Source organism: Pseudomonas sp. Marseille-Q5115, from assembly GCF_916618905.1.
Taxonomy (GTDB): Bacteria; Pseudomonadota; Gammaproteobacteria; order Pseudomonadales; family Pseudomonadaceae; genus Aquipseudomonas; species Aquipseudomonas japonica_A.
In genome coordinates this window covers 1,810,722-1,836,960 of record NZ_CAKAKI010000001.1, presented here as the reverse complement: position 1 = coordinate 1,836,960, position 26,239 = coordinate 1,810,722, and the positions used below count along the sequence as shown (strand labels likewise).

The 26,239-nt window shown below is 63.0% G+C and carries 22 protein-coding genes; 17 read left to right on the top strand and 5 right to left on the bottom strand.

The genetic code is table 11. From position 1 onward, the window contains the following. Window positions 1-81: 81 nt before the first annotated feature. The 7 genes from LG385_RS08570 to LG385_RS08540 all read left to right on the top strand — a co-directional run bounded on the left by LG385_RS08570 (window position 82) and on the right by LG385_RS08540 (window position 8,701). Complete coding sequence (locus LG385_RS08570) at window positions 82-1,932, top strand: extracellular solute-binding protein (protein WP_225773919.1); 1,851 nt, start codon at window positions 82-84, stop codon at window positions 1,930-1,932. Beyond that, the gene (locus tag LG385_RS08565; RefSeq protein ID WP_225773918.1) at window positions 1,929-2,987 is read left to right on the top strand and encodes a microcin C ABC transporter permease YejB; all 1,059 of its coding nucleotides are present in this window, start codon (window positions 1,929-1,931) and stop codon (window positions 2,985-2,987) included. The genes LG385_RS08570 and LG385_RS08565 overlap by 4 nt, the downstream gene beginning before the upstream one ends. Continuing rightward, window positions 2,984-4,006: an ABC transporter permease gene (locus tag LG385_RS08560; protein ID WP_225773917.1), complete on the top strand. Its 1,023-nt coding sequence runs from the start codon at window positions 2,984-2,986 to the stop codon at window positions 4,004-4,006. The genes LG385_RS08565 and LG385_RS08560 overlap by 4 nt, the downstream gene beginning before the upstream one ends. Before the next feature lie 12 nt (window positions 4,007-4,018). Next, window positions 4,019-5,617: an ABC transporter ATP-binding protein gene (locus tag LG385_RS08555; protein WP_225773916.1), complete on the top strand. Its 1,599-nt coding sequence runs from the start codon at window positions 4,019-4,021 to the stop codon at window positions 5,615-5,617. 160 nt (window positions 5,618-5,777) lie between these two features. Next, window positions 5,778-6,863, top strand: a complete 1,086-nt coding sequence (locus tag LG385_RS08550; RefSeq protein ID WP_225773915.1) for a sensor histidine kinase — start codon at window positions 5,778-5,780, stop codon at window positions 6,861-6,863. Next, window positions 6,860-7,495, top strand: a complete 636-nt coding sequence (locus LG385_RS08545; RefSeq protein ID WP_225773914.1) for a response regulator transcription factor — start codon at window positions 6,860-6,862, stop codon at window positions 7,493-7,495. The genes LG385_RS08550 and LG385_RS08545 overlap by 4 nt, the downstream gene beginning before the upstream one ends. After that, complete coding sequence (locus tag LG385_RS08540) at window positions 7,496-8,701, top strand: MFS transporter (protein WP_225773913.1); 1,206 nt, start codon at window positions 7,496-7,498, stop codon at window positions 8,699-8,701. Here LG385_RS08540 and LG385_RS08535 read toward each other — a convergent pair. Then, the gene (locus LG385_RS08535; protein ID WP_225773912.1) at window positions 8,696-9,583 is read right to left on the bottom strand and encodes a LysR family transcriptional regulator; all 888 of its coding nucleotides are present in this window, start codon (window positions 9,581-9,583) and stop codon (window positions 8,696-8,698) included. The two genes, LG385_RS08540 and LG385_RS08535, sit on opposite strands and share 6 nt — an antisense overlap. Window positions 9,584-9,694: 111 nt before the next feature. Between LG385_RS08535 and LG385_RS08530 the strand changes: the two genes are divergently transcribed. Together LG385_RS08530 and tkt are read left to right on the top strand one after the other, a co-directional pair. Further along, window positions 9,695-10,417 (top strand): pirin family protein, encoded by a 723-nt coding sequence (locus tag LG385_RS08530; RefSeq protein WP_225773911.1) that lies wholly within the window; start codon window positions 9,695-9,697, stop codon window positions 10,415-10,417. 196 nt (window positions 10,418-10,613) lie between these two features. Then, the gene (tkt, locus tag LG385_RS08525; RefSeq protein WP_225773910.1) at window positions 10,614-12,686 is read left to right on the top strand and encodes a transketolase; all 2,073 of its coding nucleotides are present in this window, start codon (window positions 10,614-10,616) and stop codon (window positions 12,684-12,686) included. Between the two features lie 93 nt (window positions 12,687-12,779). On the opposite strand, the gene treS is transcribed toward tkt, so the two are convergent. Then, window positions 12,780-14,846, bottom strand: coding sequence for a maltose alpha-D-glucosyltransferase (gene treS / locus LG385_RS08520; protein ID WP_225773909.1), 2,067 nt, complete (start codon window positions 14,844-14,846; stop codon window positions 12,780-12,782). Between the two features lie 228 nt (window positions 14,847-15,074). Between treS and LG385_RS08515 the strand changes: the two genes are divergently transcribed. Next, entirely contained in the window at window positions 15,075-16,607 is a 1,533-nt protein-coding gene (locus LG385_RS08515; RefSeq protein ID WP_225773908.1) for a diguanylate cyclase, read from the top strand. 43 nt (window positions 16,608-16,650) lie between these two features. Here LG385_RS08515 and LG385_RS08510 read toward each other — a convergent pair whose 3' ends face one another. Both LG385_RS08510 and LG385_RS08505 read right to left on the bottom strand, forming a co-directional pair. Beyond that, window positions 16,651-17,343 (bottom strand): metallophosphoesterase, encoded by a 693-nt coding sequence (locus LG385_RS08510; RefSeq protein ID WP_225773907.1) that lies wholly within the window; start codon window positions 17,341-17,343, stop codon window positions 16,651-16,653. 23 nt (window positions 17,344-17,366) lie between these two features. Then, window positions 17,367-17,894 carry a DUF4946 domain-containing protein gene (locus LG385_RS08505; RefSeq protein WP_225773906.1) on the bottom strand — a complete coding sequence of 176 codons (528 nt, stop codon included), beginning with the start codon at window positions 17,892-17,894 and terminating at the stop codon, window positions 17,367-17,369. A 123-nt stretch (window positions 17,895-18,017) separates the two neighbouring features. On the opposite strand from LG385_RS08505, the gene LG385_RS08500 reads away from it, so the two are divergent. The 4 genes from LG385_RS08500 to LG385_RS08485 all read left to right on the top strand — a co-directional run bounded on the left by LG385_RS08500 (window position 18,018) and on the right by LG385_RS08485 (window position 20,135). Beyond that, window positions 18,018-18,410 carry a hypothetical protein gene (locus LG385_RS08500; protein ID WP_225773905.1) on the top strand — a complete coding sequence of 131 codons (393 nt, stop codon included), beginning with the start codon at window positions 18,018-18,020 and terminating at the stop codon, window positions 18,408-18,410. A gap of 56 nt (window positions 18,411-18,466) precedes the next feature. Next, window positions 18,467-18,640, top strand: coding sequence for a hypothetical protein (locus LG385_RS08495; RefSeq protein WP_225773904.1), 174 nt, complete (start codon window positions 18,467-18,469; stop codon window positions 18,638-18,640). Window positions 18,641-18,643: 3 nt separating this feature from the next. Beyond that, window positions 18,644-18,931: a hypothetical protein gene (locus tag LG385_RS08490; protein ID WP_225773903.1), complete on the top strand. Its 288-nt coding sequence runs from the start codon at window positions 18,644-18,646 to the stop codon at window positions 18,929-18,931. 76 nt (window positions 18,932-19,007) lie between these two features. Further along, window positions 19,008-20,135: a mechanosensitive ion channel family protein gene (locus tag LG385_RS08485; protein WP_181111857.1), complete on the top strand. Its 1,128-nt coding sequence runs from the start codon at window positions 19,008-19,010 to the stop codon at window positions 20,133-20,135. A gap of 62 nt (window positions 20,136-20,197) precedes the next feature. On the opposite strand, the gene LG385_RS08480 is transcribed toward LG385_RS08485, so the two are convergent. Next, window positions 20,198-20,386, bottom strand: a complete 189-nt coding sequence (locus LG385_RS08480; RefSeq protein ID WP_225773902.1) for a hypothetical protein — start codon at window positions 20,384-20,386, stop codon at window positions 20,198-20,200. Between the two features lie 311 nt (window positions 20,387-20,697). On the opposite strand from LG385_RS08480, the gene LG385_RS08475 reads away from it, so the two are divergent. The 3 genes from LG385_RS08475 to LG385_RS08465 all read left to right on the top strand — a co-directional run bounded on the left by LG385_RS08475 (window position 20,698) and on the right by LG385_RS08465 (window position 26,206). Next, window positions 20,698-21,735, top strand: a complete 1,038-nt coding sequence (locus tag LG385_RS08475) for an NADP(H)-dependent aldo-keto reductase (protein ID WP_225773901.1) — start codon at window positions 20,698-20,700, stop codon at window positions 21,733-21,735. 117 nt (window positions 21,736-21,852) lie between these two features. Next, on the top strand, window positions 21,853-24,192 hold the full coding sequence (locus LG385_RS08470) for an FdhF/YdeP family oxidoreductase (RefSeq protein WP_225773900.1): 2,340 nt from the start codon (window positions 21,853-21,855) through the stop codon (window positions 24,190-24,192). 85 nt (window positions 24,193-24,277) lie between these two features. After that, window positions 24,278-26,206 carry a DNA topoisomerase III gene (locus LG385_RS08465; RefSeq protein WP_225773899.1) on the top strand — a complete coding sequence of 643 codons (1,929 nt, stop codon included), beginning with the start codon at window positions 24,278-24,280 and terminating at the stop codon, window positions 26,204-26,206. Window positions 26,207-26,239: the final 33 nt, after the last annotated feature.

Here is a 26,239-nt window from a genome sequence, read left to right as displayed (position 1 = left end):
GTTGGCGAGCCGTTTTGTTTCTGTACACGAACGTGCATGATGGCAACCGGACATTTCTCGCGGACCCGCTCAAGGTAGCCAATGCGATCGGTTTTCATCTCCTTCCTTTGCATGTTTGCGCTGTGTGCGGCCAACGCCGCCCTCGCAGCACCCGCGCCAGCGCTGACGGTCTACGGCGAACCGGCCAAATACCCTCAGGGCTTCAAACACTTCGAGTATGTAAACCCTGATGCGCCCAAGGGCGGCAGCTTCCGGCGCTCGGCCACGGACATCGGCCAGTTCGACCACCTCATGCCCTACATCGACAAGGGCATCGGCGTTTCCCAGATCGACGGGCTGGTGTACTCACCGCTCGCCACCCGCTCGCTGGACGAGCCTTACACCGTGTACGGCCTGGTGGCCAAGGCGATGGAGCTGAGCCCGGACGGCCTGACCCTGCGCTTCTACCTCGACCCGAATGCCTGCTTCGCCGACGGCACGCCGATTACCGCCGAAGACGTACGTTACACCTTCAACCTGCTGATGACCCAAGGCAGCCTGCGTTACCGCGCGCAGTTCGCGGACGTAAGCCAGGTAGTCGTGGAGAGCGAGCGCCAAGTGCGCTTTGACTTCAAGAACCGTGACAACCGTACGTTGCCACTGGACGTGGCCGCTTTGCCGGTGTTCCCGGAGCACTGGTGGAAAAGCCGGGATTTTGCCAATGGGGGAGGTTTTGAAGCCCCTCTGGGCAGCGGCCCTTATCGGGTGGGCAAGGTAGACAACGGCCGCAGCATTACCTTTGAACGCAATCCGGACTGGTGGGGCAAGGACCTGCCGGTGGCCCGCGGCATGTACAACTTCGATCACTTCAGCGTGGAATACTTCGGTGATATCGAAGTTGCCAGGCAAGTATTGCGCGGCGGCGGCTTCGACTATAACCGGGAATTTTCTGCCACGGCCTACACCATCGGTTACGCCGGGCCTGCCTTGGACGATGGCCGCCTGCAACGGGCACACCTGGCCCCCAAGGGTTTGCAGCCGGCACAGGGCTACGTGTTCAACCTGGCCCGGCCGGTGTTCCAGGACCGTCGGGTACGCCGCGCGCTGGCCATGCTCTGGGATTTCGAGTGGAGCAACCGTCAACTGATGCGCAACGTGTACATCCGCCAGCAAAGCTTTTTTTCCAACAGCCCGCTGGCGGCCACACAGCCGCCTACGCCTGCCGAGCTGAAGATTCTTGAACCCCTGCGCGGGCAGGTGCCGGACGAAGTATTCGGCGCGGCGTTCCAGGCACCCAAAACCGACGGCACAGGCTTCATTCGCGACAAGCAATTGCAAGCTCTGCAGCTACTGGCCGACGCGGGCTGGCACCCGGACGGCGATCGGCTGGTAAATGCCAACGGCGAACCCCTCACGTTTACCTTTCTCAATGCCCAAAGCAGCCTCGAGCGCCTGCTACTGCCGTACAAACGCACACTGGCGCAAATCGGCATCGACCTTCAAATCCGCCGCATCGATCCCTCCCAATACCTCAATCGGCTGATGGCCAGGGACTACGACATGATCGTGGCCGGCTATCCGGTGTCTGCATCGCCAGGCCTTGAGTTGGTGAACTACTTCGGTTCTTCCGCCGCCACCGATACCGGTTCGGGCAACTACATGGTGTTGCGCGACCCCGCTGTGGACAAGCTGATCGATGGCGTGGTGAAAGCCGCGAATTTCGACGACATGGTCAATCACGCCCATGCCTTGGACCGGGTGCTGCAATGGAACGATTACTGGATTCCCAATTACTACCCGCCGGGAACATCCACGGTGTGGTGGAACCGGTTTGGCATACCTGACATTCAGGCGGCATACGACGAAGCACCGGAAACCTGGTGGGAAGTCAGCCCCACGGCCCTCACTACCGAACAGATGGCGCAGCGCAAGGCCACGGGAGCGCGACCATGACCCTGTACATCCTGCGACGCCTGCTGTTGATCATCCCTACCCTGTTGGTGATCCTGCTGGTGAACTTCGTCATCGTGCAGGCCGCGCCCGGTGGGCCGGTCGAGCAAGCCATTGCCCGGCTGCAAGGTGTGGGCGGTAGCCCGGCTGGCGGCGGTGGCGGTGATTCAGCTCAGGGCAGCTCCCGCGCCAGCCGTGGGCTGGACCCGCAAATGATCAAGGACATCGAACGCCAGTACGGTTTCGACAAGCCGGCCCACGAGCGGCTCTGGCTGATGCTCAAGCACTATGCGGTGTTTGACTTCGGCGACAGCTTTTTCCGCGGTGCCAAGGTAACGGACCTCATCCTGGACAAGATGCCGGTCACCCTCTCTCTTGGCTTCTGGGCCACGCTCATTACCTACCTGGTGTCGATCCCATTGGGCATCCGCAAGGCTGTACGCCATGGCAGCCCCTTCGATGTGTGGAGCAGCAGCGCGGTGATCGTCGGCTACGCGATGCCGTCCTTCCTGTTCGCCATGCTGTTGATCGTGGTGTTCTGCGGAGGCACTGGCCTGAACTGGTTTCCGGTGCGCGGGCTGGTGTCCGACAACTTCGACCAACTGTCCACGCTGGGCAAGATCGCCGATTACTTCTGGCACCTGGTGCTGCCAGTGCTGTCGCTGGTCATTGGCGGCTTCGCCAGCCTGACCATACTCACCAAGAACGCCTTCCTCAACGAGGTCACCCGCCAGTACGTCGTCACCGCGCGCGCCAAGGGCCTGAGCGAGCGCCGGGTGCTATACGGGCATGTACTGCGCAACGCCATGCTGCTGGTGGTGGCCGGCCTGCCCCAGGCATTCGTCAGCGTGTTCTTCGCCGGGTCTCTGCTAGTGGAAGTGATCTTCTCTCTGGATGGCCTGGGCCGCATGAGCTACGAAGCCGCCGTCTCGCGTGACTACCCGGTGGTGTTCGGCTCGCTGTTTATCTTCACCCTCTTCGGGCTGCTGATAAAACTGGTAGGGGACCTGTGCTACACCCTGGTAGACCCTCGTATCGACTTTTCGAGGAACGCTTGATGCGCCTGTCCCCCTTGGCGCAGCGGCGCCTTCACCGTTTTCGCAAAAACCGCCGTGGCTGGTGGTCGTTATGGTTGTTCCTGGGCCTGTTTGTGGTGTGCCTGGGCGCCGAGCTGGTGGCCAACGACAAGCCGCTGGTGCTCAAGGCCGGCGGGCACTATTACTTCCCGGTGTTCAAGCGGTATACCGAGCAGCAGCTGGGCGGCGTGCTGCCGTTCCAGCCCGACTACCGCAGCGACTACGTGCGCAAGCTGGTGGCCGAGCAAGACGGCTGGATGCTGTTTCCACCCATTTCTTTCGGCCCGGACACGCCTAACTACGAACTGTCCCGCCCTGCCCCCAGCCCGCCCACGGGCATCAACTGGCTCGGCACCGATGACCAGGCGCGCGACGTGCTGGCACGGGTGCTTTATGGTGCCCGCATCTCGATCCTCTTCGCTCTGGCGCTTACTGTCCTCAGCTCGCTGATTGGGGTGGCCGCCGGGGCCTTGCAAGGCTATTACGGCGGCTGGGTAGACCTGTTCGGGCAACGTTTGCAGGAGGTGTGGTCGGGGCTGCCTGTGCTTTACCTGTTGATCATTCTGTCCGGTTTCGTGGAGCCGGGCTTCTGGTGGTTGCTGGGGATCATGACGTTGTTTTCATGGCTGGCGCTGGTGGACGTTGTGCGGGCGGAATTCCTCCGCGGGCGCAGCCTGGAATACGTGAAAGCGGCGCGCGCCCTGGGCCTGCCCACCCGCACCGTGATCGTGCGGCACATTTTGCCCAATGCCATGAACGCAACCCTCAGTTACCTGCCGTTCATTCTCACGGGCGCCATTACCACGCTCAGCGCACTGGACTTTCTCGGCTTCGGCATGCCGGCCGGCAGCGCCTCGCTGGGCGAGCTGATCGCCCAGGGCAAGCAAAACCTGCAGGCGCCCTGGCTGGGGCTCACTGCGTTCTTTTCGCTGGCGGTTATTTTGAGCCTGCTGGTGTTTATCGGCGAAGCGCTGCGCGACGCCTTTGACCCTCGCGCCTGACCGGAGCTTCTGATGAGCGAACACCTGATCGAAATCCGTGACCTGTGGATCGCCTTCAACGGTGAACCGGTGGTGCGTAACCTGTCGCTGAATATTCGCCCTGGCGAATGCCTGGCGCTGGTGGGCGAGTCTGGCTCTGGCAAGTCGGTCACCGCCAACGCCATTCTTCAGTTGCTCCCCGCCAACGGTAGTCACAGCCAAGGGAGCATCCGCTACCGCGGGCAGGAGCTGATTGGGGCCGATGACAAAACCCTGCGGGATATACGCGGTAATTGCATCGCAATGATCTTTCAGGAGCCGATGACCTCGCTCAACCCATTGCACACGGTAGAGCAACAGATCGGCGAAACCTTGCTGGTGCATCGAGGCATTGCCGGGAAGGCGGCAAAGGCACGTATCCTTGAGTTGCTGGAACTGGTGGGCATCGCCAACCCGGGTGCTCGCCTAAAGGCATACCCTCATCAGTTGTCGGGCGGCCAACGCCAGCGGGTGATGATCGCCATGGCACTGGCCTGCGAGCCGGAACTGCTGATCGCCGACGAGCCCACCACAGCGCTGGACGTGACCGTGCAGCGCAAGATCCTTGCCCTGCTCAAGTCGCTGCAACAGCGCCTGGGCATGTCGCTGCTGTTGATCAGCCATGACCTTAACCTGGTACGCAGCATCGCCCAACGGGTGTGCGTGATGCGTGGTGGGGAAATCGTCGAGCAGGCGCCATGCGAGCAATTGTTCACCGCGGCGCAGCACCCTTATAGCCGGCTGTTGCTGGATGCCGAACCCGCCGGCGAGGCCCTGCCCCGAGACACCCGTGAAGAAGTGCTCAATGTGAGCGGGCTGAAGGTGTGGTACGCCCTTGGCGGCGGGTTGTTTCGCAAGCCTTGGAGCCATGTGAAAGCCGTGGATGGCGTAAGCCTCGCGGTGGAACGCGGCAAAACCCTGGGCATTGTGGGTGAGTCCGGCTCAGGCAAGTCAACCCTGGGCCAGGCGATTCTGCGGCTGATCGACGCCGAGGGTGGCATTCGCTTCCAAGGGCATGAGCTGCATGGGCTGAGCCAGAAGCAGATGCGGCCGTGGCGCAAAAAGATGCAGGTAGTCTTCCAGGACCCCTATGGCAGCCTCAGCCCGCGCATGTCGGTGGGGCAGATCATCGCCGAGGGCCTTGAGGTGCACCTGGACGCCAGTGCACGTGAATGCGAGGACGTGGTCGCGCAGGCATTGCGTGAAGTGGGCATTGACCCGAGCACCCGGGACCGCTATCCCCATGAGTTTTCTGGTGGGCAGCGCCAGCGCATCGCAATCGCGCGGGCGCTGGTGCTCAAGCCTGAGTTGATTCTTCTGGACGAACCGACCTCGGCGTTGGACCGCACCGTGCAAAAGCAGGTAGTGGCCCTGCTCCGTCAGCTTCAGGAGCGCCACGGGCTGACGTACCTGTTCATCAGCCATGACCTGGCCGTGGTGCGCGCCCTGGCACACGACATCATCGTGCTCAAAGACGGCCAGGTCGTGGAGCGCGGCCCCAGCCACGAGCTGTTCGAGGCGCCCCAGCACCCTTATACCCGGGAGCTGCTGGCGGCCTCGATGCTCTCGCCGCTACCCGCCCAGCCGCTCTAGCACGCACACATGGCACGAGGTAGCAACGTCGCCGCAAACACGATACATTTGCGACTATTCTGTAACGACTTATGAAATAGCGGAACTCCAAACCCGGCTGTTTTGCCACGCCTGCCGCCACAGGCCATTGCGCTCACCCTTTCGCTTCGGGGCCAAACCTATGACCAGCCTGGGCATTCGCCGGCACCTCTCCATGGAGTGGCAGGGCCTTTGGGGCTTCACTGCCCTGTTGGTAGCCTGCTGTATCTTCATCGTGGATACGGCTACCCGCCTGGACACCGCCGTTGCGGTGCTTTATGTCGCGGTACTGCTGATGCTCGCAAATCGAAGCTCGGCGAAAACCCTGCTGTGGGTGGCCGCCGCTTGCGCAGGGCTTACGCTGCTGGCGTTTGCACTGGTACATGGCCATCCGGCGGTAGACACTGCAGCCGCCTGGGCGCGATGCATCATAAGTTTGGCCGCCATCGGCATCACAACGCTCCTGGCCCTGCGCGGCAAGCGCGCCACCCAGGCGTTGCTCGAAGCGCAGGCCCAGCTGGCCCACGCCAGCCGTGTGACCACACTCGGCGAACTGGCGGCCTCGATTGCCCATGAAGTGAATCAGCCCCTGGCCGCCATTGCCAATAACAGTGGCGCGGGCCTGCGCTGGCTTCAACGCCCTCGGCCCGAGCTGGCGGAAGCCTGTGAATCCCTGCAGCGAGTGGCCGAGGATGCGCACCGCGCCAGCGAAGTGGTCGCTCGCATTCGAGCCTTGGCACGCAAGAGTGAACCTGTGCGGCAATCCCTGTGCATGGACGCCTTGATCACCGATACCCTGGCCCTGATCCGTGGCGAATTGAGCCGCCACCGGGTTCGCGCCCGGCTCGGCCTTGACACAGCGGAGGCACGCGTATTGGCCGACCCGGTGCAGGTACAGCAGGTGCTGATCAACCTCCTGATCAACGCATGCCAGGCCATGGCCGGCGTGGCGCCCAGGGCGCGCGAACTGTACATCGAAAGCCGCGTGCAAGGCCCTTGGCTCAGCGTAAGCATCCGCGATGGCGGCGCTGGCATTCCGGCCTCCGTATTGCCAGGCCTGTTCACGCCGTTTTTCAGCACCCGCCAGGACGGCCTGGGGATGGGGCTGTCCATCTGCAGGTCGCTGATCGAAGCCCAGGGTGGCCGAATATCCGCCACCAATGCGTCCCAAGGCGGGGCCTGCTTTGTTTTTCGCCTTCCACTGGTCAGCAAAAAGGCGGCCCGATGAGCGCCGGCTTCGCTCCCGGTGATACCTCGCACATAGTGCTGGTGGTCGATGACGACCATAGGGTGCGCGACTCGCTCAGCCGCCTGCTTCGATCGGCCGGCCACCCGGTCGATACCTTCGCCAGCGCCGCGCAACTGATGGCAGCCCCCTTGCCGCAGGTACCCAGTTGCCTCCTGCTTGACATGCAACTGCCCGGCAGCAGCGGCTTCGAGGTACAACAGCACCTGGCGAATCAGGGCGCGACATTGCCGGTGATTTTCATGAGCGGCCATGGGGACATTCCCATGACTGTACGAGCGATGAAGGCGGGCGCCGTGGATTTTCTGCCAAAGCCCTTTCGCGACCAGGACCTGCTGCAGGCCGTGGACACGGCGCTGCAGGCCGCGCGCCAGCAGCACCAGGCACGCAAAGGGGAAGCCGAGCTTCGTTGCCGCTATGCCCTGCTCAGCGAGCGCGAGCGCCAGGTGATGCACTACGCTGCCAGCGGCATGATGAACAAACAGATCGCCGGTGAACTCAGGCTTAGCGAAATCACCGTGAAGATCCACCGCGCCCGCGCCATGAAGAAAATGGCCGCCACATCGTTTGCCGAGCTGGTGGTGATGTCCAGAAGCCTCTCCAGCAATGCTTGAATGAACCCTCCTATCCCGGACCTGGAAATGACCTCTACCCCCCGTGCCCACGCGGCGCTCACGCCCGCGCTGGTAGTGCTGTTCGCGTTCTGCTGCGGCGCGATTGTTGCCAACATCTACTACAGCCAGCCGATCATCGAGTTGATCGCGCCCGCTATCGGCCTTTCCCCTCATGGGGCCAGCCTGGTGGTGTCGCTGACCCAGGTCGGCTACGCGCTGGGGTTGTTCCTGCTGGTGCCGTTGGCCGACTTGCTGGAGAACCGCAGGCTTATTCTTGCGACCGTGGTATTAGCGGCATTGAGCCTGGTGGGGGCGGCATTCACGGCTCGGCCAGAGGTATTCCTGGGGATCTCACTGCTTATCGGCTTCAGCTCGGTTGCAGTGCAAATGCTTATTCCCATGGCTGCGCACATGGCGCCCGAAGCCATTCGGGGCCGGGTAGTGGGCAATATCATGAGCGGCTTGCTGCTCGGCATTTTGCTGGCCCGGCCGTTGGCCAGCGTGATTGCCGACCATCTGGGCTGGCGCGCGGTGTTCATAGTGGCGGCGGTGGGGATGGTCGCCATCCTGGCCTTGTTGATGTTCACCTTGCCCCGTCGGCAACCCGAGCACAGCGCGACTTACCTAGAGTTGCTGCATTCGATGCTGGTATTGCTCAAGCGCTTCCCCGCCTTGCGCGAGCGCGCCTTGTACCAGGGCTTGATGTTCGCCGCGTTCAGTCTGTTCTGGACCACGGTGCCGGTGGAGCTGTCCCGCGTATATGGCTTGAGCCAGACGCAGATCGCCCTGTTCGCACTGGTGGGGGCCATGGGCGCGATCGCGGCGCCTGTCGCCGGCCGCCTGGCGGATGCCGGGCATAGCCAGGCCGCTACGCTGCTGGCACTGGTGATGGCGCCCTGCGCCTTTTTGCTGGGGGAACTGCCCGGCGGTGTGCTGTGGCTGGCGCTTACGGGCGTGCTTCTGGATTTTGCGGTGCAAATGAGCATGGTCACCGGCCAGCGGGTGATCTACGCCCTGGACGCCAGCAGCCGCGCGCGGCTCAACGGGCTGTACGTGACCAGTATCTTCATTGGCGGCGCGCTGGGCTCGGCCTTCGCCAGTAGCTTGTACGAAGCCGCCGGCTGGCATGGCGTGGTGGTGCTGGGCATGGCATTGCCCCTGGCGGGGCTGGTGATCTTCCTCGTGCGCTCGCGCAGGTCATCATAAGGCGCCTTGCAGTTGCTCCCTTAAAAACTCCACCAGCACCTGCACAGCCCTCGAGCCTTGCCGATGCTGGGGGTACAGCGCTGACAACGCCAGCGCCGGCGGCCGCCATTCATCCAACACCCGGACCAGGCGGCCCTCGGCCAGGGCGTTACGCACAATAAAGAGCGGCAGGTAGGTAATACCCAGCCCAGCGACAGCCGCGTCGCGCAACACTTCTCCATTGTTGGCGCGCAATCGCCCGCTCACGTGCACCACCTGCGCCTTCCCCTCCCGCTCGAAGCGCCACTGGGACGTACGACCATGCCCGTACGGCAAGCACTCATGGCCGGCCAAGGCGGCGGGGTTATCCGGTTCGCCACGGGCTGCCAGGTACTCCGGGCTGCATACCCATACCCGCTCCACCTGAGCGATGCGCCGGGCGATCAGGCTGGAATCTTCCAGGTCGCCGATGCGCAGGGCCATGTCGAAGCCCTCGGCGAGCAGGTCCACGGAGCGGTCGCTCAAGTCCACTTCCACGCTTACGTCCGGATAGCGCTGCATGAACAGCGGAAACAACCCGCTCAGATGCTCCACCGCGAACGACAAGGGCGCGCTCAAGCGAACGGTACCGCGGGGCTGGCCATGCTCACCGGCGATACTCTGCTCCACCTGTTCCACTTCATTGAGGAGGCGCAATGCCGCTTCGTGGTAGGCATGGCCAAGCGGCGTCACATCCAGCCTGCGGGTGGAGCGGTTAAGCAGGCGTACCCCGAGGCGCTCCTCAAGCTGCATCACCCGGCGGCTGATCAATTGCTTGGAAACCCCAAGGTGCTCCGCTGCAGCCGTGAAGCTGCCGGACTCCAGTACCTGGGTAAACAACCGCATGTCTTCGAATGGGTTCATGGCGCACTCACTGTCAACGTGTACGAGACAGTATGGCGTGTTTCAGCTACTTAATACATCTGCAGAGCGACAGTACACTAGCCCCATACCCACTCACACGAGGTGCACGACATGCTCGCTCTGCGCAAATCCAACGAACGCGGCCAAGCCAACCATGGCTGGCTCAAATCTTTCCATACCTTCTCGTTCGCGTCCTATCGCGACCCGCGCGAGCAAGGGTTCTCCGACCTGCTGGTGATCAACGATGACCGCGTGGCCCCGGCCAAAGGCTTTGGCCAGCACCCGCACCGGGACATGGAAATTTTCTCTTATGTGCTCGAAGGCGCATTGGAACACCAGGACAGCCTGGGCACCGGCTCGGTCATCCGCCCTGGCGACGTGCAACTGATGAGCGCTGGCCGTGGCGTCACCCACAGCGAGTTCAACCACTCGGCCGATGCCCCGGTGCACTTCCTGCAAATCTGGATCGTGCCCTCGGTGCAAGGGGCCCAGCCGCGCTACCAGCAACAGCACTTCACCAACGAAGAGAAGCGCGGCCGCCTGCGGTTGATCATCTCGCCGGAGGGCACGGACGGTTCGTTGTCGGTTCGCCAGGATGCCCGCGTGTATGCCGGCTTGTTCAACGGCGAAGAACGCGCCGAGCTGACCTTGGCCGAAGACCGCTACGCCTATGTTCACGTGGCCCAAGGCAGCATCACCCTCAATGGGCAGAAACTGGTGGAAGGCGACGGCGTGCGCGTACGCAATGAACGCACCCTGGCCTTGACCGAAGGCGATAACGCAGAGGTGCTGGTGTTCGATCTGCGCCCCCATGAGCTTCCGGGCATGGCGTGACCGAACCATCCCCGACTGCGGCCCATGCGGCCCGGTCGCGGCCAAGGCTCGCTGCTACGGGTTAGCAACATGAACACCGCATAACCCAAGGCAACTCATCAGCGCTACGGCGGTCAGCTTCATAACCAGCACGGTTACGGAGCCGGCCGCGCGCCGGTCCGCTAATCGACTCTCTGTCGACCAAGGACCCCCAACCATGCAAGCACCCTCCTCCCTCCCTGCCGCCGACCGCGATGCGCGCGATCGCTTGTGCACCGACACCATCCGTACCTTGAGCATGGATGCCGTGCAAAAGGCCAATTCGGGTCACCCCGGCACGCCCATGGCCCTTGCGCCTGTGGCGTATACGCTGTGGAGCCGCTTCCTTCGTTACCACCCCGATCACCCCGACTGGCCCAACCGCGATCGCTTCGTGTTGTCGGCCGGCCACGCCTCGATGCTGCTGTATTCGATCCTGCACCTGGCCGGTGTGGTGGAGATCGACGCCGATGGCAAACCCACCGGTGAACCGGCAGTGAGCCTGGACGACATCAAGCAGTTCCGGCAGATGTCCTCCAAAACCCCTGGCCACCCCGAATACCGCATGACCACCGGCGTAGAAACCACCACTGGCCCGCTCGGCCAGGGCTGCGCCAACAGTGTGGGCATGGCCATGGCCAGCCACTGGCTTGGCGAACGTTTCAATCGCCCTGCCGGCACGCTGTTCGACTATCGCGTATTCGCCATTTGCGGTGACGGCGACATGATGGAGGGTATCAGCGGTGAAGCCGCTTCCCTGGCAGGCCACCTGAAGCTGGGCAACCTGTGCTGGATCTACGACAACAACACCATCAGCATTGAAGGCCATACAGAATTGGCGTTCAGCGAGAACGTGATCACTCGCTTCCAGGGCTACGGCTGGAACACCCTGCACGTGACCGATGCGAACGACACGGCGGCCCTTTCCCAAGCGCTGGAGCAGTTCGAAGGCGGTAGCGACGCACCCCTGCTCATCGTGGTGGATAGCGTGATCGGCTATGGCGCCCCCAACAAGCACAATTCCGCGGCTGCCCACGGCGAGCCGTTGGGCGAGGATGAAATCCGCCTGGCCAAGAAAGCCTACGGCTGGGACCCGGACGCTCAGTTCAGCGTGCCCGAGGATGCCAAGGGCTGGTTGCAAGCCACCTTGCGCGAACGTAATCAAGCGGCTTACTCCGCGTGGGAAGCCGCGCTCGCGGCGCTGGAAAACCAGCAGCCCACGCTGGCCGATGACCTGGTGCGCATGCGGGCCGGCCAGATGCCTGAAGGCTGGGATGCGTCTATCGAACCCTTCCCGACCGATGCCAAAGGTGTTGCCAGCCGGCAATCGGGCGGTAAGGTGCTCAATGCCTATGCCGAGCGAATCCCATGGCTGCTCGGCGGTTCGGCCGACCTGTCCCCGTCCACCAAGACCAACCTCACGTTCGAAGGCGCCGGCAGCTTCCAGGCCGCCAGCTATAACGGGCGAAACCTGCACTTCGGGGTGCGCGAGCACGCGATGGGTGCCATCGCCAATGGCATGGCCTTGTGTTACCTGCGGCCGTACACCTCAACGTTCCTGGTGTTCAGCGACTATATGAAGCCGCCAATCCGCCTGGCTTCGATCATGGAGCTGCCGGTAGTGTTCGTGTTCACCCACGACTCTATCGGCGTGGGCGAAGACGGGCCGACCCATCAGCCGATCGAACAATTGGCGCAACTGCGCGCCACCCCTGGCGTGCTCACACTTCGCCCGGGCGATGCCAACGAAACCGCGCAGGCGTGGAAGATCGCGTTGAAGCAAACTGATCGTCCTTCCTGCATCATCCTCAGCCGGCAGCCGCTGCCTACCCTTGATCGGGAGCGCTATGCCAGCGCGGACAATGTAGAGAAAGGCGCCTACGTGCTAGCCGACAGTGAGTCCCCGAAAGTGATTCTGCTGGCCACTGGCAGCGAGCTGAGCCTGGCGGTGGAAGCCCATGACAAGCTCAAGGCTGAAGGTATCGACAGCCGCGTGGTTTCGATGCCGTGCTGGGAATTGTTCGAGGAGCAGGACACCGACTACAAGGACAGCGTACTGCCGCCAGCGATTACCGCCCGGGTGGCCATCGAACAGGCTGGCCCCTTGGGTTGGGACCGGTATGTGGGCAACACCGGCGCCAAAGTGGTGATGAACACCTTCGGCGCCTCCGCCCCCATCAGCAAGCTGCAGGCGCAGTTTGGCTTTACCGTCGAGAACGTGGTGAAGCTGGCGAAAGAGCAGATCAGGTAATACGCCCCGTGTAGCAGCAGGCCTTGGCCGCGACTAGCCTTGATACAGATCACGGCCAGTCGCGGCCAAGGGCGGCTGCTACATGGGCATCGGCTACAACGGCAACGACGCGCTCACCACGCGTAACGCCAGGCCTTCGTATGGGTCGAGGCTGATGGTGAAGTCTCCGTGTTCGCTCAAGTCCCCTTCAACCCGCTCGTTGATAATGTCCACCACCGGGCCAGGCGCAATGCCAGGCAGGTGGAGGGTTTCCACGAGTGCTTCGTTGCCGAAGTTCAACGCGGTGATCTGGGTACCTTTGCCTGCGGGCAACTCATGAACCATGATCAGCAGCGACGGGTGCTCGGTATCCGGCACCATGATCTGCTTACTGGCGGCAATGTCATAGGCACGGCGTACGGCGAGAATTTTCTTCAGCTGCGAAACAAACGAATCCGGGCGCTGCAATTGCTCTACCAGGCTACCGTACAACGCGCGAGCCTTGGGCATGCCGCCCACGGAAACCTCGGCGTCAGGGTCCAGATCCACCAGGTCATAGGCGCCGCGATGAATCCAGCGGGTGTCGCCATCGCCCATCAAATGCGCCACCTGGTCCGGCGGCACCGGCAATGCGCCGGCCAGGTCCCACCCCGACAGAGCAAACACCCCTGGCTGCATGGCGTTGTACATCACCAGCAACAGGTGAATGTGCTGGATACGCTTCACGTCCTCGTCAGTGAGGGTGTCCAGGTCGCGGATCCCCAGCGCGGCGGTGATGATACTGGCGGTGGTGCAAGACACTCCATTGGTGACGAACTTGAGGTTATACGGCGCATGTTCGCCCGCGAGGCGTTCGTACATCTCTTCGCGAATGTGCTCACGCAGGATGTTCCCCGGGAAGGTCTGGCCCTGATACATGAACTGGTCATGGGCGTGCAGGGTCCAGAAGTGCACCAGTTCGAGGGTAAGCTCATCGTGGTTCTGCAAGGCGTGGATCAGCGAGGCCGGATCAATGCCGAAGCGGTGCATTTCCTTGAGCATCAGCCGCAGGAACTCGGTGCGCCCGGTCAACAGAGCATGTTGATAAGCCGGGCGGGTGATGAAGTCATAGGACAGATCGGCACCGCCATGGGACATGGCCGCGATGTCATCGATGGTCAGGTTCAACTCCTGGAAGCTGAAACCACCCGCCTTGCGTATCGCGCCGCCCAGCAACTGGTTGCCATTCACCGACAGCGGGTGGCTTTCGGACCAGGCATTGCCTTCCGGCCGGCGTTCCACGCCAAGGAAGCCGTTGGCATCGAGCCTCAGAATGCGCGCCCCTACCACGTCAATGGCATGCAACGCGTCGCCGATGATCATCTGCTGCGCCGCAAAGCTTGGGTCCAGCCAATTCAATGAAGGCTGGCCTTCCTTGAAGTAATGCAGGTACACCCAGCGCCGCGCCTTGCCGTCCACACCCGTGACCACTGGCGTGGCGCTCCAGTCGGTTTCCTTCACGCCGGGCTCGAAGAAGATCACCCGTTGCAGCTGGCCAACAATGTAGTGCTTGTCGCGCAGGGTATCCACCAGCGCCGGCGGCAGGTTCACCGCATCGCGCCCCGGCGGTACTTCCGGCAGCAGGCCCCAGTCTTCCTCGCGGATTTCCACCATGTGAAACAGCCCCGGGTACTCCTCGTAGGCCATTTCAGCCAGGCGATAGTCCGCGCCCTTGCCGGTGTGAGACGGGATGGCATCCTCGATCACCACCGCGTTGTGCGCTGCCGCCAGGCGCGCGAGGGCCACAAGCTCCGCTTCGGTCCCAAGGGCCGGGTCGATATCGAAACTGATGCGGTCGAAGTTACCGTCGATGGTAGGCGTCTGGGTGCGCCCGCGCAGGCCGCCGGACAACTTCAACGGGCCGTTATGGATGCCCTGGATGCCGATCTCGGACAAGGCATGCCACAGGGTTTCATCGCCCAGCGCCTGCAATACCGAGCCCCCTTCACGGGTCACGATGGAAGCGGGATACGCCGTGAACCACACCGAAGCGATGGCCGAGGCGTCCCGTGGGCGGGCCTGGGCGAAGGGCCTCTGCCATAGCCGTGCTTGCCCTGAATACAGCTTGGCCCGCTGCTTGGCGGCATTGAGCATGGAACGCTCCACCAGCCAGCGCACGTAATCCGGATCAGGAGTGGTCATAGGGCTACCTTCCGTTGCAATGGATTCTGTTCAGAGTGCCGCGCACGGCGAACGTTGCATGGGAAAACACGCCCTGTTGTTGCAGCCAGGCGGCGCGGCGGTCATCATTCGCCCCGACGGTCACCCGCTACGCTCCCAGCTGTAGCGGTCCCGCCCCCGGCTTCGCTTGCAGCGCACCGGCTTCGTCGGGCGACCTGCCCATAGTCAGAACCTGTACAGCGAGCGCGAATGCCTGATAGCCGCCCCCCTCTTCCCCTCGCCCAGAGGAGCCCGGTCACGGTAGCGCTGATGCTGATCGTGATCGTTGTGTCGTCCCTGGTAGGGCTGGACATCTGGCAAAGCTGGACCTCTCGGCACCAGGCACTGCTCACAGCGCAAACCAACGCCTCCAACATGGCTCGGTCGCTGGCCGAACACGCAGGCCACACGTTCGAGGAAGCCGATACCGTGTTGATCGGCATGGTGGAGCGGGCCCAGGTGGATGGTACCGCGGGCGAGTTGCAACGGCTGCGCCTGCACCGGCTGATGAAGCGGCTCACCGGTTCCCTGGAGCAATTGCACGGCCTGTTCATTTACGACCGCGACGGCCGTTGGGTGGTCAGTTCCAACGAGGCCAACCCACCTAATGCCAATAACGCTGACCGCGATTACTTCATTTACCACCGCACCCATAACAACCTCAACGCGCATCTGGGCCCGGTGATCCGCAGCCGCTCCACCGGTGACCTGATCATTACACTATCGCGCCGTATCAACGACAGCGACGGGCGCTTCGCCGGGGTGGCACTTGCAACCATCAAGGTCGAGTACTTCAAACGCTTCTACGAAAGCTACAGCCTTGATCCCGACGGGGTAATAAACCTGGTACTGGCCGACGGCACCGTGCTGGTGCGCCGCCCCTATGACGAGCAACTGATCGGTACCAGCATTGCCAAGGGTGTGGTGTTTTCCCAGCTATTGCCCAATGCCACCGCTGGCACCCGCATGCTGCCTTCCGTGGTAGACGGCGTAGAGCGCTTGTACGGCTACCGGGCAGTGAGCCAGTACCCGCTGGTGGTGCTGGCGGCCGAGTCCAAGACTTTCCTGCTGGCCAACTGGCGGCAGAATATGCTGCGCACGGCAATGGTGATCCTTCTGTTGCTGACAGCCACCGGCATTTTCGGTGCGATGCTGATCCGGCAGATCCGGCAAACGGCACAAACCGAAGCTGAGCTGCGCGATGCCCATGCCGCGCTGGAGCTGATGGCCATGCAAGACAGCCTCACGGGCCTGGCCAACCGCCGCCAGCTGGACCAGGCACTGCCGATGGAGATCGGCCGCGCGCGGCGCAATGGCCGCCCGTTGGGCGTGATCATGCTGGATATCGATCACTTCAAAGCTTACAACGACATCTATGGTCACCCGGCGGGGGATGCCTGCATTCGCGATGTGGGCCAAGCCGTGGTGGCGAGCGTGGGGCGTGCCGGCGACCTGGTGGTGCGTTATGGCGGCGAGGAGCTGCTCGTGCTGTTGCCCGAATGCGACCTGGCCGGTGCGGTGCGCGTGGCCGAACGTATGGTCGAAGCCGTACGCGGGTTGAGCATTCCTCATACGGGCAGCCCGTACGGGATGGTTACGGTGAGCGCCGGCGCGTACGTATGGTTCGACCGTGAATTGCCGCCAAGGCCTCAGGCACTGGTGGAGGCGGCGGATTCGGCGCTGTACCGCGCCAAGGCCCAGGGCAGGAATCAGGTGTACCCCGCCTGCACGCAACCGGTGTAGGACCTGGCGTAAGCCAGAGAATGGCCTGGCTGGAATTAGCTGGTCACGCCTGTACCACGCGCAATTGCCCCAATTCGAGCAGGCTGAAATAGCCCTCGCTCCAGCCAGCCGTATCAATATGCCATACGTTCCCCAGGCGCCTCGGCCGGCGCAGCGGCGTATGGCCTACCACCACCGCGCGCACGTCTCGCACCTCGCTTTCGTCCCGTTGCTTGAGCCGGGCGCGGGACCATTGAAAGGCCTCCTCGAGCTCGATCGCATACGGCAAGGCGCCGGTCAGGTATTCACGCAGGGTGGTCCAGCTGGAAAACGGGCAATGGGCGTGCACCAGCCCAACCAGGCCCTGAGCGGTTTCCACTTCCAGCGCCACGGGTAACCTGGCGAAGCGGTCAGCGAACAGCCGCTGGGTTTCCACCGGGCTTTGCATGAACCAGGCGCCCCCGCTGTTGAGGTAATCACGAGGGTTGAGCTGCGGGTCGCCGTCCACGAACTGGCGAGTGAGCACTTCATGGTTGCCCTGCACCGCGTGGAACCACGGCTGCTCCAGCCACTCCAGCGCGCGCGGGCTTTCCGGGCCGCGGTCTACCAGGTCGTCCACGCTGAACAGACGGTCCCGCGACGCATCGAACCGCGCCCGGTCCAGGGTTGCCTCAAGGCGGCTGAAGTGCCCGTGAATGTCCCCCACCGCATAATCGCGGCCAACCAGGTTTGGCCCAAAGTGTTCGAATCGCGCCATGGCGTGCTCCTGTGCCGGCCCGGTCATTGTTCTGCGTCCAGCACCAACGAGTTGCGAATCTCCAGCACCGCGCCTTCGTTGGCCTGGTATCCCGCGGGCGTTCCCGCGTACGACAGCGCCCACGCCTTGCGCGCCCCGGCTGCCGCCACCAGTGTCTGGGTGATCACATGCCCGCCATTGAGGGTGATGGTGCAAGTGGTTTCGGCCGCCGGTACCTCGTTCAGGCTACTGGCTTTGACTCGCGTGCAAGCACTTTGATAGCCGCCTTGAGAAAAGTTCTTTTGTACCGCCTTGCGCATTTCCAGCACCACCCCTGCCACGTTCACCACGTGCCCTGTCTCTACCGGGCTTTGACTAAGCTCTACCACCATGGCAGGGTCGCCACGGGCATCAAGCATCACCGCGCGCTGGCGTATCACATCGCTGCCCGCCTCGGCGGGGATCGGCTCTACCTGCCACCCCGGCGGCCACGCGACCACCGTGTCGTCCGCCATGGCACAGGCCACAGCACCGAAGGTAGAGACCACCAGCACAGCCAAGCGGTTCTGCATGAGCGCAGCCTTCCTCGAAAAAGCACCTAGTCTCGCAGCCGCGCTAGAGTTCGTACAGCGCGGTAGACTGGACAGCGCGTGCGGGCTCTCTTAGGGTGACGCACCTTGTTGCGGAGACGTGTAATGTCCGAACTGCCCAAAGCCGGCGCCTTGTTGTTCGCCAAAGACCTGGAGCGCATGGCGGCGTTCTACTCGCAGGTCGCCGGGCTGCCGGTCAAGGTTCGCGCCGAAGGGCGCATCGTGCTGGAATCGCCCCACTACATGCTGGTATTGCACGCGCTGCCGCAGATCGTGGCGGACAATCTGATCATTACCTCCCCGCCCCTGCGGCGTACCGATGTGCCGGTCAAGCTGATCTTTCCCGTGGCCTCGCTGGCACTGGTGCATACCCTGAGCCCGATGCTGGGCGGGGGGGTCGAAAGCGAAGAGGCCGAGTGGGTAGGCCCGGGCTTCCGCGCCTGCGAGGGCTATGACCCGGAGGGCAACCTGGTGCAATGGCGGGAACCTTTGGCCTGACGATCGCCTCCCTTATGCAGGTGTGTCATTTATCACCCACCGCAAAGGAGCTGACCATGAACCCGCAAACCCAAGGCACCGAGCAGCAAGGCCCCAGTGGCGTACCCTTCGTCAACGACCCCGCCAAGCCCGCCAATGCCAAGGTGCTCAACGACCCTTTCAATGAAGACCCGGGCTCGGAGATGGACGATGCCACCGTTCCGCTGATCGAGGACGACGATCAGGAGTGAGCAATGCTGTACGTCGACTGGATTCAGTGGCCGGCGATGCTGGCCACCGTTGTCGCTGCGTGGCTGGTAGGCTCGCAACAGCCCCGGCGGCGCATGGCCGGGTTCTGGCTGTTTCTGCTCAGCAACTTGCTGTGGGTCATATGGGGGGTGCACAGCCAAGCCTGGGCGCTGATCGTGTTGCAGGGGTGCTTGTGCGTCATGAACTGCCGCGGCTTGAGGCGTAATGCAAGCGTAGTGGCCCAAGCCCCCTCCAAGCGCAGTAACGGGCCTCAAACCGCTGGCAACCGCTAAATAGACACCTCGGGGGGGGGGAACCGCGCCGGCCCGCCTCGGGTCGGTATCGTTTGAAGCTACCCGAGGCGTACCAATGGACCTGATTCCCGAATCCTGGCTGGACCGCATCCCCCTGCCCTGGCTGAGTACGCTGATCGCGGCGCTGGCCGCCGTGCTGTTCACGCTGGTGGTGCGCTGGCTTGGGCTCACCGTGCTCAAGCGTATCGCCCGGCGCATGTTGCTGGCCCAGCAGTTGATCTCCAAGGCGCGGCCGCCTTCGCTATGGCTGATGCCATTGCTGGCGCTGCAATCGGTATGGACCTCGGCGCCCGACGACCTACCGATGATCAACACCGTGCGTCACGTGAACGGGCTGCTCGTGGTCATCGCCTTCACCTGGCTGGGCTTACGTTGCGTGGCGGCTGTCGCGGATACCATCGCCATCCGAAACCCGCTGGACATTGAAGACAACCTCACCGCGCGGCGCATTCAGACCCAGGTGCGGGTGCTGGTGCGTTGCTTGAATGTGGTGGTCATCCTGTTCGGCAGCGGCCTGATCCTGATGAGCTTCCCGGCGGTGCGCCAGGTCGGTACCAGCCTGCTCGCCTCGGCGGGGCTGGCAGGGCTGGCGGCGGGCTTTGCCGCCAAACCAGTATTGGGCAACCTGATTGCCGGCCTGCAAATCGCCATTTCCCAGCCCATCCGCCTGGACGACGTCGTGATCGTGGAAGGCGAATGGGGGCGAATCGAAGAAATCACCGGCAGCTACGTGGTGGTGAAAATCTGGGATGAGCGTCGGCTGGTGGTGCCGCTTACCTACTTTATTGAAAAACCCTTCCAGAACTGGACCCGCAGCGCGTCCAGCCTTATCGGCTCGGTATTCCTGTGGGTCGACTACTCACTCCCGCTGGAGGTATTGCGCGAGGAAGTGAAACGCATCTGCGCGGAAATCCCTCACCTGTGGGATGGCCGTGTATGCGTGCTTCAGGTGACCGATACCAGTGAAAAGTCCATGCAGCTGCGGATATTGCTCAGCTCGCTGGACTCTTCCCGCAATTGGGACGCGCGCTGCCATATGCGCGAGCGGCTGATCACCTTCATCAACCACGAATTTCCGCAATGCCTGCCTCAGCTGCGTGCCGAATTGCAGACAAAGACCGTCCGTCCCGATGCGCATCAGCCTGTGAAGACCGATATCGTCGAGCGCCAACCACCTGTTTGAATTTGTTCTTGTGAGATGCCCGCAGTGCGGGTAGTACAGCCGGGCGGCACGGGCCGCTGGGGTTACAGCGTTTGTTCGGTAGAAGCCATCGACTCGATCACCACGGCTTTCTGCGCCTCGGTGAGGTGATCCCAGTAGTGGGTTTTCACGAAGAAGCCCAGGCTACCGGCAATGTACATGCCCAATACAACGATCGTGAGCACAGCCAGCGGGGAGGTGCCGCGCTCGGCCTCATCCTGGGCCGGGGACATGAAAATGTCCTGCAGGCGTTTGAAGAAATGTGTCAAGTAGAGCAATACTTGGCGCCCCATGGTTTGGGTAGACCTCTCTGAATGTGGATACGTCGGGATTGGCTCGGCACGGGCGATGTCGACCGCCATGCGGCTGCCGCAGCGGTTGTATGATAACCGAACCAGAAGTAGCCAAATAGTTAGCCTGCTAGGCATTACGACGAACAGTCGTGCGGCAATCTGTCTCACCGGTCGGGCGAATGCACGAAGGTGACGCACCATCCGTTCAATATTCCGGGGCCATCGAGGCCCGCTTGCACACAGGAGCTTTCATGCACTATCGCGTATTGGGGAAAACCGGGCTCAAGGTCAGCGCCATCGCGCTGGGCACCATGACCTGGGGCGAGCAGAACACCCAGGCCGAAGCGTTCGAGCAGATTCGCCTGGCCAAAGATGCCGGCGTGACCTTCATGGACACGGCCGAGATGTACCCTGTACCGCCGCGTGGTGAAACCTATACCCGCACCGAGCAGATCATCGGCAACTATTTCCGCGAACACGGGGACCGCGCCGACTGGATACTGGCCAGCAAGGTGGCCGGCCCGGGCCGCATGGACCATATCCGCGACGGCAACCCCCGGCTGGACCGCAAGAACATCAACGCGGCCCTCGACGCCTCGCTCAAGCGCCTGAACACCGATTACCTGGACCTCTACCAACTGCACTGGCCCGACCGTAAAACCAACTTCTTCGGTGTGCTTGGGTACCAACACGACGAGACTGACGTGTTCACCCCCATCGAAGAAACCCTCGAAGTACTCGACGAGGCGGTGAAAGCGGGCAAGGTCCGCCATATCGGCCTGTCCAACGAAACGCCATGGGGCACCCAGCGCTTCCTCCACCTGGCCGAAACCCGCGGCTGGCCGCGGGCGGTGTCGATCCAGAACCCTTACAACCTGCTCAACCGCAGTTTTGAAGTGGGCCTGGCAGAGATCGCCCTGCGCGAGCAGATCGGCCTGCTGGCGTACTCGCCACTGGCGTTCGGTGTGTTGTCGGGCAAATACCTGGGCGGCGCGCGCCCGGAGGCAGGTCGCTTGACCCTGTTCGAACGCTTCCAGCGCTATAACAACCCGCAAGCCGAAGCCGCCGCCGAAGCCTATGTGGCCCTGGCTCGCCAGCACGGCCTGGACCCGGCCCAGATGGCGCTGCAATACGTGACCGAACAGCCGTTCGTGACCAGCAACATCATCGGTGCTACCACCTTGGAGCAGTTGCGCAGCAACCTGGCCAGCATCGAGGTGAAACTTACCGACGAGGTTCGCGCAGGCATCGAGGCGATTCACACCCGTCATCCCAACCCTGCCCCTTGATCCTGCCAAGCCGCTAGCCTGGCCGCTCATCGAGCGCCAGGCCACCGGGCCACCTGGCCGAACCTTTGGCCGCTTCGTAAAGTCGTAACAGAATATGACTTCGCGAAGGCCGCCATCATGCACCTGCCCCCTCATGCCCGCTTCAAACCTTACACCCACGCTGCGGGCGGCTGGGGCTCGGCGCAGTCGGTGGCAGCCATCCTGTTACGCGAGAAGGCCCTGGGCAAGGGCCCGGCAGCGCTGCTCAAACAGAACAAGCCCGACGGCTTCGCCTGTGTAAGCTGCGCCTGGGCCAAACCCGGCAAGCCTCACCCGTTGGAGTTTTGCGAGAACGGGGCGAAGGCCACCGCATGGGAGCTCACCTCCCTGCGTGCTGACGTGGATTTTTTCAGCAAGCACACCTTGACCGAGTTGCGCACCTGGCCGGACCACGACCTTGAGCAACAGGGGCGCATCACCCACCCGCTTCGCTACGACGCCACCACCGACACCTACCGGCCCGTGGCATGGGAAGACGCTTTCGCCGCGATTGGTGAAACCCTGAAACGGTTGCCTCGGGAAAGCGTGGTGTTCTATGCCTCCGGGCGGGCCTCGCTGGAAGCCTCGTTCATGTATCAGCTGCTGGCGCGGGCCTATGGGAATAACCACCTGCCCGACAGCAGTAATATGTGCCATGAAAGCACGTCGGTGGGCCTGCAGGAGAGCATCGGCGTGCCAGTGGGCACGGTTACCCTGGCGGATTTCGAGCACACCGATTGCTTTTTCTTCTTCGGACAGAACGTGGGCAGCAACAGCCCACGGATGCTCCACCCCTTACAGGAAGCGCGTAAGCGCGGCGCGCAGATCATCACGTTCAACCCGCTGCGCGAACGTGGGCTCGAGCGGTTTGTGAACCCACAAAGCCCGGTGGAAATGCTCGGGCCCGAGTCCACGCTTATCAGCACGCAGTACCATCAGGTCGCGATCGGCGGAGACCTGGCTGCGATGGCGGGCATCATCAAAGCCCTGCTTGAGTTGGACGCCGAAGCTTTGGCGGCTGGCCAGCCCGGTGTGATAGACCGCGCATTCATTGCCGAGCACACTACCGGCTTCGAGGCCTTGATTGCCCAGATCGACGGCTACTCCTGGGAAACGCTCGAACGCCGCGCCGGCCTTGGCCGCGGCGCAATGGAAGCCGCTGCCAGGGTGTATGCCCGGAGTGAGCGGGTAATGGGCGTGTATGGGATGGGGCTCACGCAGCACCGCCACGGCGTAGCCAATGTACAGATGCTGGTAAACCTGCTGTTGCTGCGAGGCAATATCGGTAAGCCCGGCGCCGGGATCTGCCCCGTGCGCGGGCACTCCAACGTCCAGGGCCAGCGCACGGTGGGGATTACCGAAGACCCGAAGAAAGTACCTGGCGAGCTGATCGAGCAGGTGCTGGGCATCAAGGTGCCGGACGAGAAAGGCTTTTGCACCGTGGATGCCTGCGAAGGCATGCTGGACGGCCGTGTAAAGGGGTTTATCGGCCTGGGTGGCAACTTCGTGCGCGCCGTGCCAGATACCTCCCGTATGGAGCCCGCGTGGCAGCGCCTGGAGCTTAACGTACAGGTAGCTACCAAACTGAATCGCAGCCACCTGCTGCCGGGTGCGAGCCAGTGGCTGCTGCCTTGCCTGGGGCGTATCGAAATCGATCGCCAGGACGGCTTGGAACAGCAATGGGCGACCGAAGACAGTACGGGGTGCATTCACGGCTGGCGCGGCCAGAGCGAACCGGCCAGCGAGGACCTGTTGTCGGAACCTGCGATTATCGCGGGCATCGCCCAGGCTACCCTCCCGCCGAATCCGAAACTGGACTGGGCCGCTTGGCGACGCGATTACCGCAAGGTTCGCGAGGCCATTGCGGCAGTCTACCCGGAAACCTTCCACGACCTTGAAGTGCGCATGGCCGAGCCCGGCGGCTTCCATCGCCCCCTCCCCGCTGCCCAACGGCAATGGAAAACCGAAAGCGGCAAGGCGCAATTCACCACCATGCCCACCCTGGATACTAACGACGATGTGAACGCCGGCGAGGGCCGCCGCGACGTGTTGCAATTGATGACGCTGCGCAGCAACGACCAGTTCAACACTACGATATATGGCTACGACGACCGCTTTCGTGGCGTGAAGGGCACCCGCAAGGTGCTGCTTATGAACACCAACGACATCACGCGCCTGGGCTTCGCCCCTGGAGCCTGGGTGAAAGTGACTACCGCAGTGGAAACCGACGTGCCGCGCACGGTGGGGCCGCTACAAGTCCTTGCGTATGACATCCCGGCCGGATGCTGCGGCGGGTACTACCCAGAATGCAATCCGTTGGTGCCTTTATGGCATTACGCCGAGAAGAGCAAGGTACCGGCGGCCAAGTCCATTCCGGTGACCTTGATGCGTGCAAGCATGGAGCCTGGCGCCGTACCGATCGAGCTCAAGCGCGGCTGAACATACTGTACAGATATACACTTATTCGCTTGCATCGCGCCGCTGCCCCGGCCATCCTTGGCGGGTGTGGCAATGGGTAAACGTGATGCGGCTGTTTTTGTGTGAAAAACCTTCCCAGGCGCGGGATATCGCCAAGGCGCTCGGCGTCCGAGGCAAGGGTGAGGGCTGCCTGACGGGCGCCGGGGTTACGGTAACCTGGTGCATCGGGCACCTGCTCGAAACCGCCCCGCCCGACGCCTACGACCCCCGCTACAAGCAATGGCGCCTTGAGCATCTTCCCATCGTGCCGGAGCAGTGGCGCATGCAGGTCAAGCCAAAGACCGCCTCGCAGTTCAAGGCGGTGAAGCGGTTGCTGGGCCAGGCCAGTGAGGTGGTGATCGCCACCGATGCAGACCGCGAAGGAGAAATGATCGCCCGCGAGCTGCTCGACCACTGCCGGTACCGGGGGCCGATCCAGCGGCTATGGCTGTCGGCGCTCGACGACGCCTCCATTCAAAAGGCCTTGGCAGCGTTGCGCCCGGGCGCCTCCACCTTCAGCCTGTATCATTGCGCCCTTGGCCGGTCCCGCGCCGATTGGCTGATCGGGATGAACCTCAGCCGCCTGTTCACGTTGCTCGGTCAGCGCTCGGGCTATCAGGGCGTACTGCCCGTTGGCCGGGTGCAAACCCCAACCCTGCGCCTGGTGGTTGATCGCGACCGCAGCATCGAAGCGTTCCAGCCTGTGGCCTGGTGGGGTATCGACGTGAAGCTGGAGGCCGCGCGGCAGGTTTTCATCGCACAATGGCAGGCGCCGAAGGCGGCGTGTGATGAAGAAGGCCGCTGTCTGCAACAGCCGATTGCCGAGGCCGCCAAGGCTAAGATGGCCAGCGCGCCCAGCGCCCAGGTTACAGACGTGCGCACCGAGCGCATGAAGGAAACGGCACCACTGCCGTTCGACCTGGGCACACTGCAACAGCTGTGCTCGCGCAAGTTCGGGCTGGGCGCCCAGGAAACGCTCGACATCGCCCAGGCCTTGTACGAAACCTACAAGGCTATCACTTACCCCCGCAGCGATTGCGGCTACCTCCCAATGAGCCAGCATGCCGAAGCCCCTGCGGTACTGGCCGGGTTGAAGCGGGCAGACCCCGCCCTCGTGCCGCTGTTCGACCACATCAACCCTGGCCGGCGTTCCCGGGCCTGGAACGATGCCAAGGTCTCTGCACACCACGGCATCATTCCCACCACCGTGGCGCCCAACCTGGACAAACTGCCGCCGCGGCACCGCCAGGTATACACATTGATCCGCGCGCGGTACTTGGCGCAGTTTCTGCTCGAGCACAGCTACGACCGCACCCGAGCCACCTTCGAGTGCGCCGGGGAAACACTGCTGGCTACCGGCAAGCAGGTGATCGAACCGGGCTGGAAGCGCGCCTTGCCGGAAGCGCTCGCCGCGCAGCCAGGGCGCGAGCCGGCGCAACCGCTGCCGCCGCTTGCCCGGCGCGATCAGTGCCCGGTGCGCGACGTGCAGCTAAAGAATAACTGGACCCAGCCGCCCAAGCCCTTCACCGAAGGCGACCTCATCAGCGCCATGAAGAACGTCGCCCGGCTGGTGGAAGACCCCAAGCTCAAACAGAAGCTCAAGGAAACCACCGGCATCGGTACCGAGGCCACGCGTGCCGGCATCATTCAAGGGTTGCTCGACCGAGGCTACCTTACCAAGGCGGGCAAGGCGCTTGCGGCCACACCTGCCGGTTGCAGCCTGGTAGACGCCGTACCCCGGGCGATCACCGATCCCGGTACCACGGCCATCTGGGAACAGGCGTTGGACATGGTGCAAAGCGGGGAGATGCCGCTGGAAGAGTTCCTTGCGCGGCAGTCGGCATGGATGAGCAAACTGGTGGAGCGATGCAAGGGCCTGAACGTCACTATTGAGGGCCAGGCGAAGGCGCCGGCGTGGAAAAAGAAGCGCAAACCTGCCGGAGCTCGCCGCGCGCCCGCTGGCAAGGGACGCAAGCGAACAGCCCCGGCTGAATGAAATGTCATCCAGGCCTGCTGCCGTTCGCTTATT

Bases quoted from the DNA above. Each gene is read 5' to 3' on its own strand.
- LG385_RS08570 (WP_225773919.1), top strand. From the start codon at position 82: ATGCGATCGGTTTTCATCTCCTTCCTTTGCATGTTTGCGCTGTGTGCG.
- LG385_RS08565 (WP_225773918.1), top strand. From the start codon at position 1,929: ATGACCCTGTACATCCTGCGACGCCTGCTGTTGATCATCCCTACCCTG.
- LG385_RS08555 (WP_225773916.1), top strand. From the start codon at position 4,019: ATGAGCGAACACCTGATCGAAATCCGTGACCTGTGGATCGCCTTCAAC.
- LG385_RS08550 (WP_225773915.1), top strand. From the start codon at position 5,778: ATGACCAGCCTGGGCATTCGCCGGCACCTCTCCATGGAGTGGCAGGGC.
- LG385_RS08545 (WP_225773914.1), top strand. From the start codon at position 6,860: ATGAGCGCCGGCTTCGCTCCCGGTGATACCTCGCACATAGTGCTGGTG.
- LG385_RS08540 (WP_225773913.1), top strand. From the start codon at position 7,496: ATGAACCCTCCTATCCCGGACCTGGAAATGACCTCTACCCCCCGTGCC.
- LG385_RS08535 (WP_225773912.1), bottom strand. From the start codon at position 9,583: ATGAACCCATTCGAAGACATGCGGTTGTTTACCCAGGTACTGGAGTCC.
- LG385_RS08530 (WP_225773911.1), top strand. From the start codon at position 9,695: ATGCTCGCTCTGCGCAAATCCAACGAACGCGGCCAAGCCAACCATGGC.
- tkt (WP_225773910.1), top strand. From the start codon at position 10,614: ATGCAAGCACCCTCCTCCCTCCCTGCCGCCGACCGCGATGCGCGCGAT.
- treS (WP_225773909.1), bottom strand. From the start codon at position 14,846: ATGACCACTCCTGATCCGGATTACGTGCGCTGGCTGGTGGAGCGTTCC.
- LG385_RS08515 (WP_225773908.1), top strand. From the start codon at position 15,075: ATGCCTGATAGCCGCCCCCCTCTTCCCCTCGCCCAGAGGAGCCCGGTC.
- LG385_RS08510 (WP_225773907.1), bottom strand. From the start codon at position 17,343: ATGGCGCGATTCGAACACTTTGGGCCAAACCTGGTTGGCCGCGATTAT.
- LG385_RS08505 (WP_225773906.1), bottom strand. From the start codon at position 17,894: ATGCAGAACCGCTTGGCTGTGCTGGTGGTCTCTACCTTCGGTGCTGTG.
- LG385_RS08500 (WP_225773905.1), top strand. From the start codon at position 18,018: ATGTCCGAACTGCCCAAAGCCGGCGCCTTGTTGTTCGCCAAAGACCTG.
- LG385_RS08495 (WP_225773904.1), top strand. From the start codon at position 18,467: ATGAACCCGCAAACCCAAGGCACCGAGCAGCAAGGCCCCAGTGGCGTA.
- LG385_RS08490 (WP_225773903.1), top strand. From the start codon at position 18,644: ATGCTGTACGTCGACTGGATTCAGTGGCCGGCGATGCTGGCCACCGTT.
- LG385_RS08485 (WP_181111857.1), top strand. From the start codon at position 19,008: ATGGACCTGATTCCCGAATCCTGGCTGGACCGCATCCCCCTGCCCTGG.
- LG385_RS08480 (WP_225773902.1), bottom strand. From the start codon at position 20,386: ATGTCCCCGGCCCAGGATGAGGCCGAGCGCGGCACCTCCCCGCTGGCT.
- LG385_RS08475 (WP_225773901.1), top strand. From the start codon at position 20,698: ATGCACTATCGCGTATTGGGGAAAACCGGGCTCAAGGTCAGCGCCATC.
- LG385_RS08470 (WP_225773900.1), top strand. From the start codon at position 21,853: ATGCACCTGCCCCCTCATGCCCGCTTCAAACCTTACACCCACGCTGCG.
- LG385_RS08465 (WP_225773899.1), top strand. From the start codon at position 24,278: ATGCGGCTGTTTTTGTGTGAAAAACCTTCCCAGGCGCGGGATATCGCC.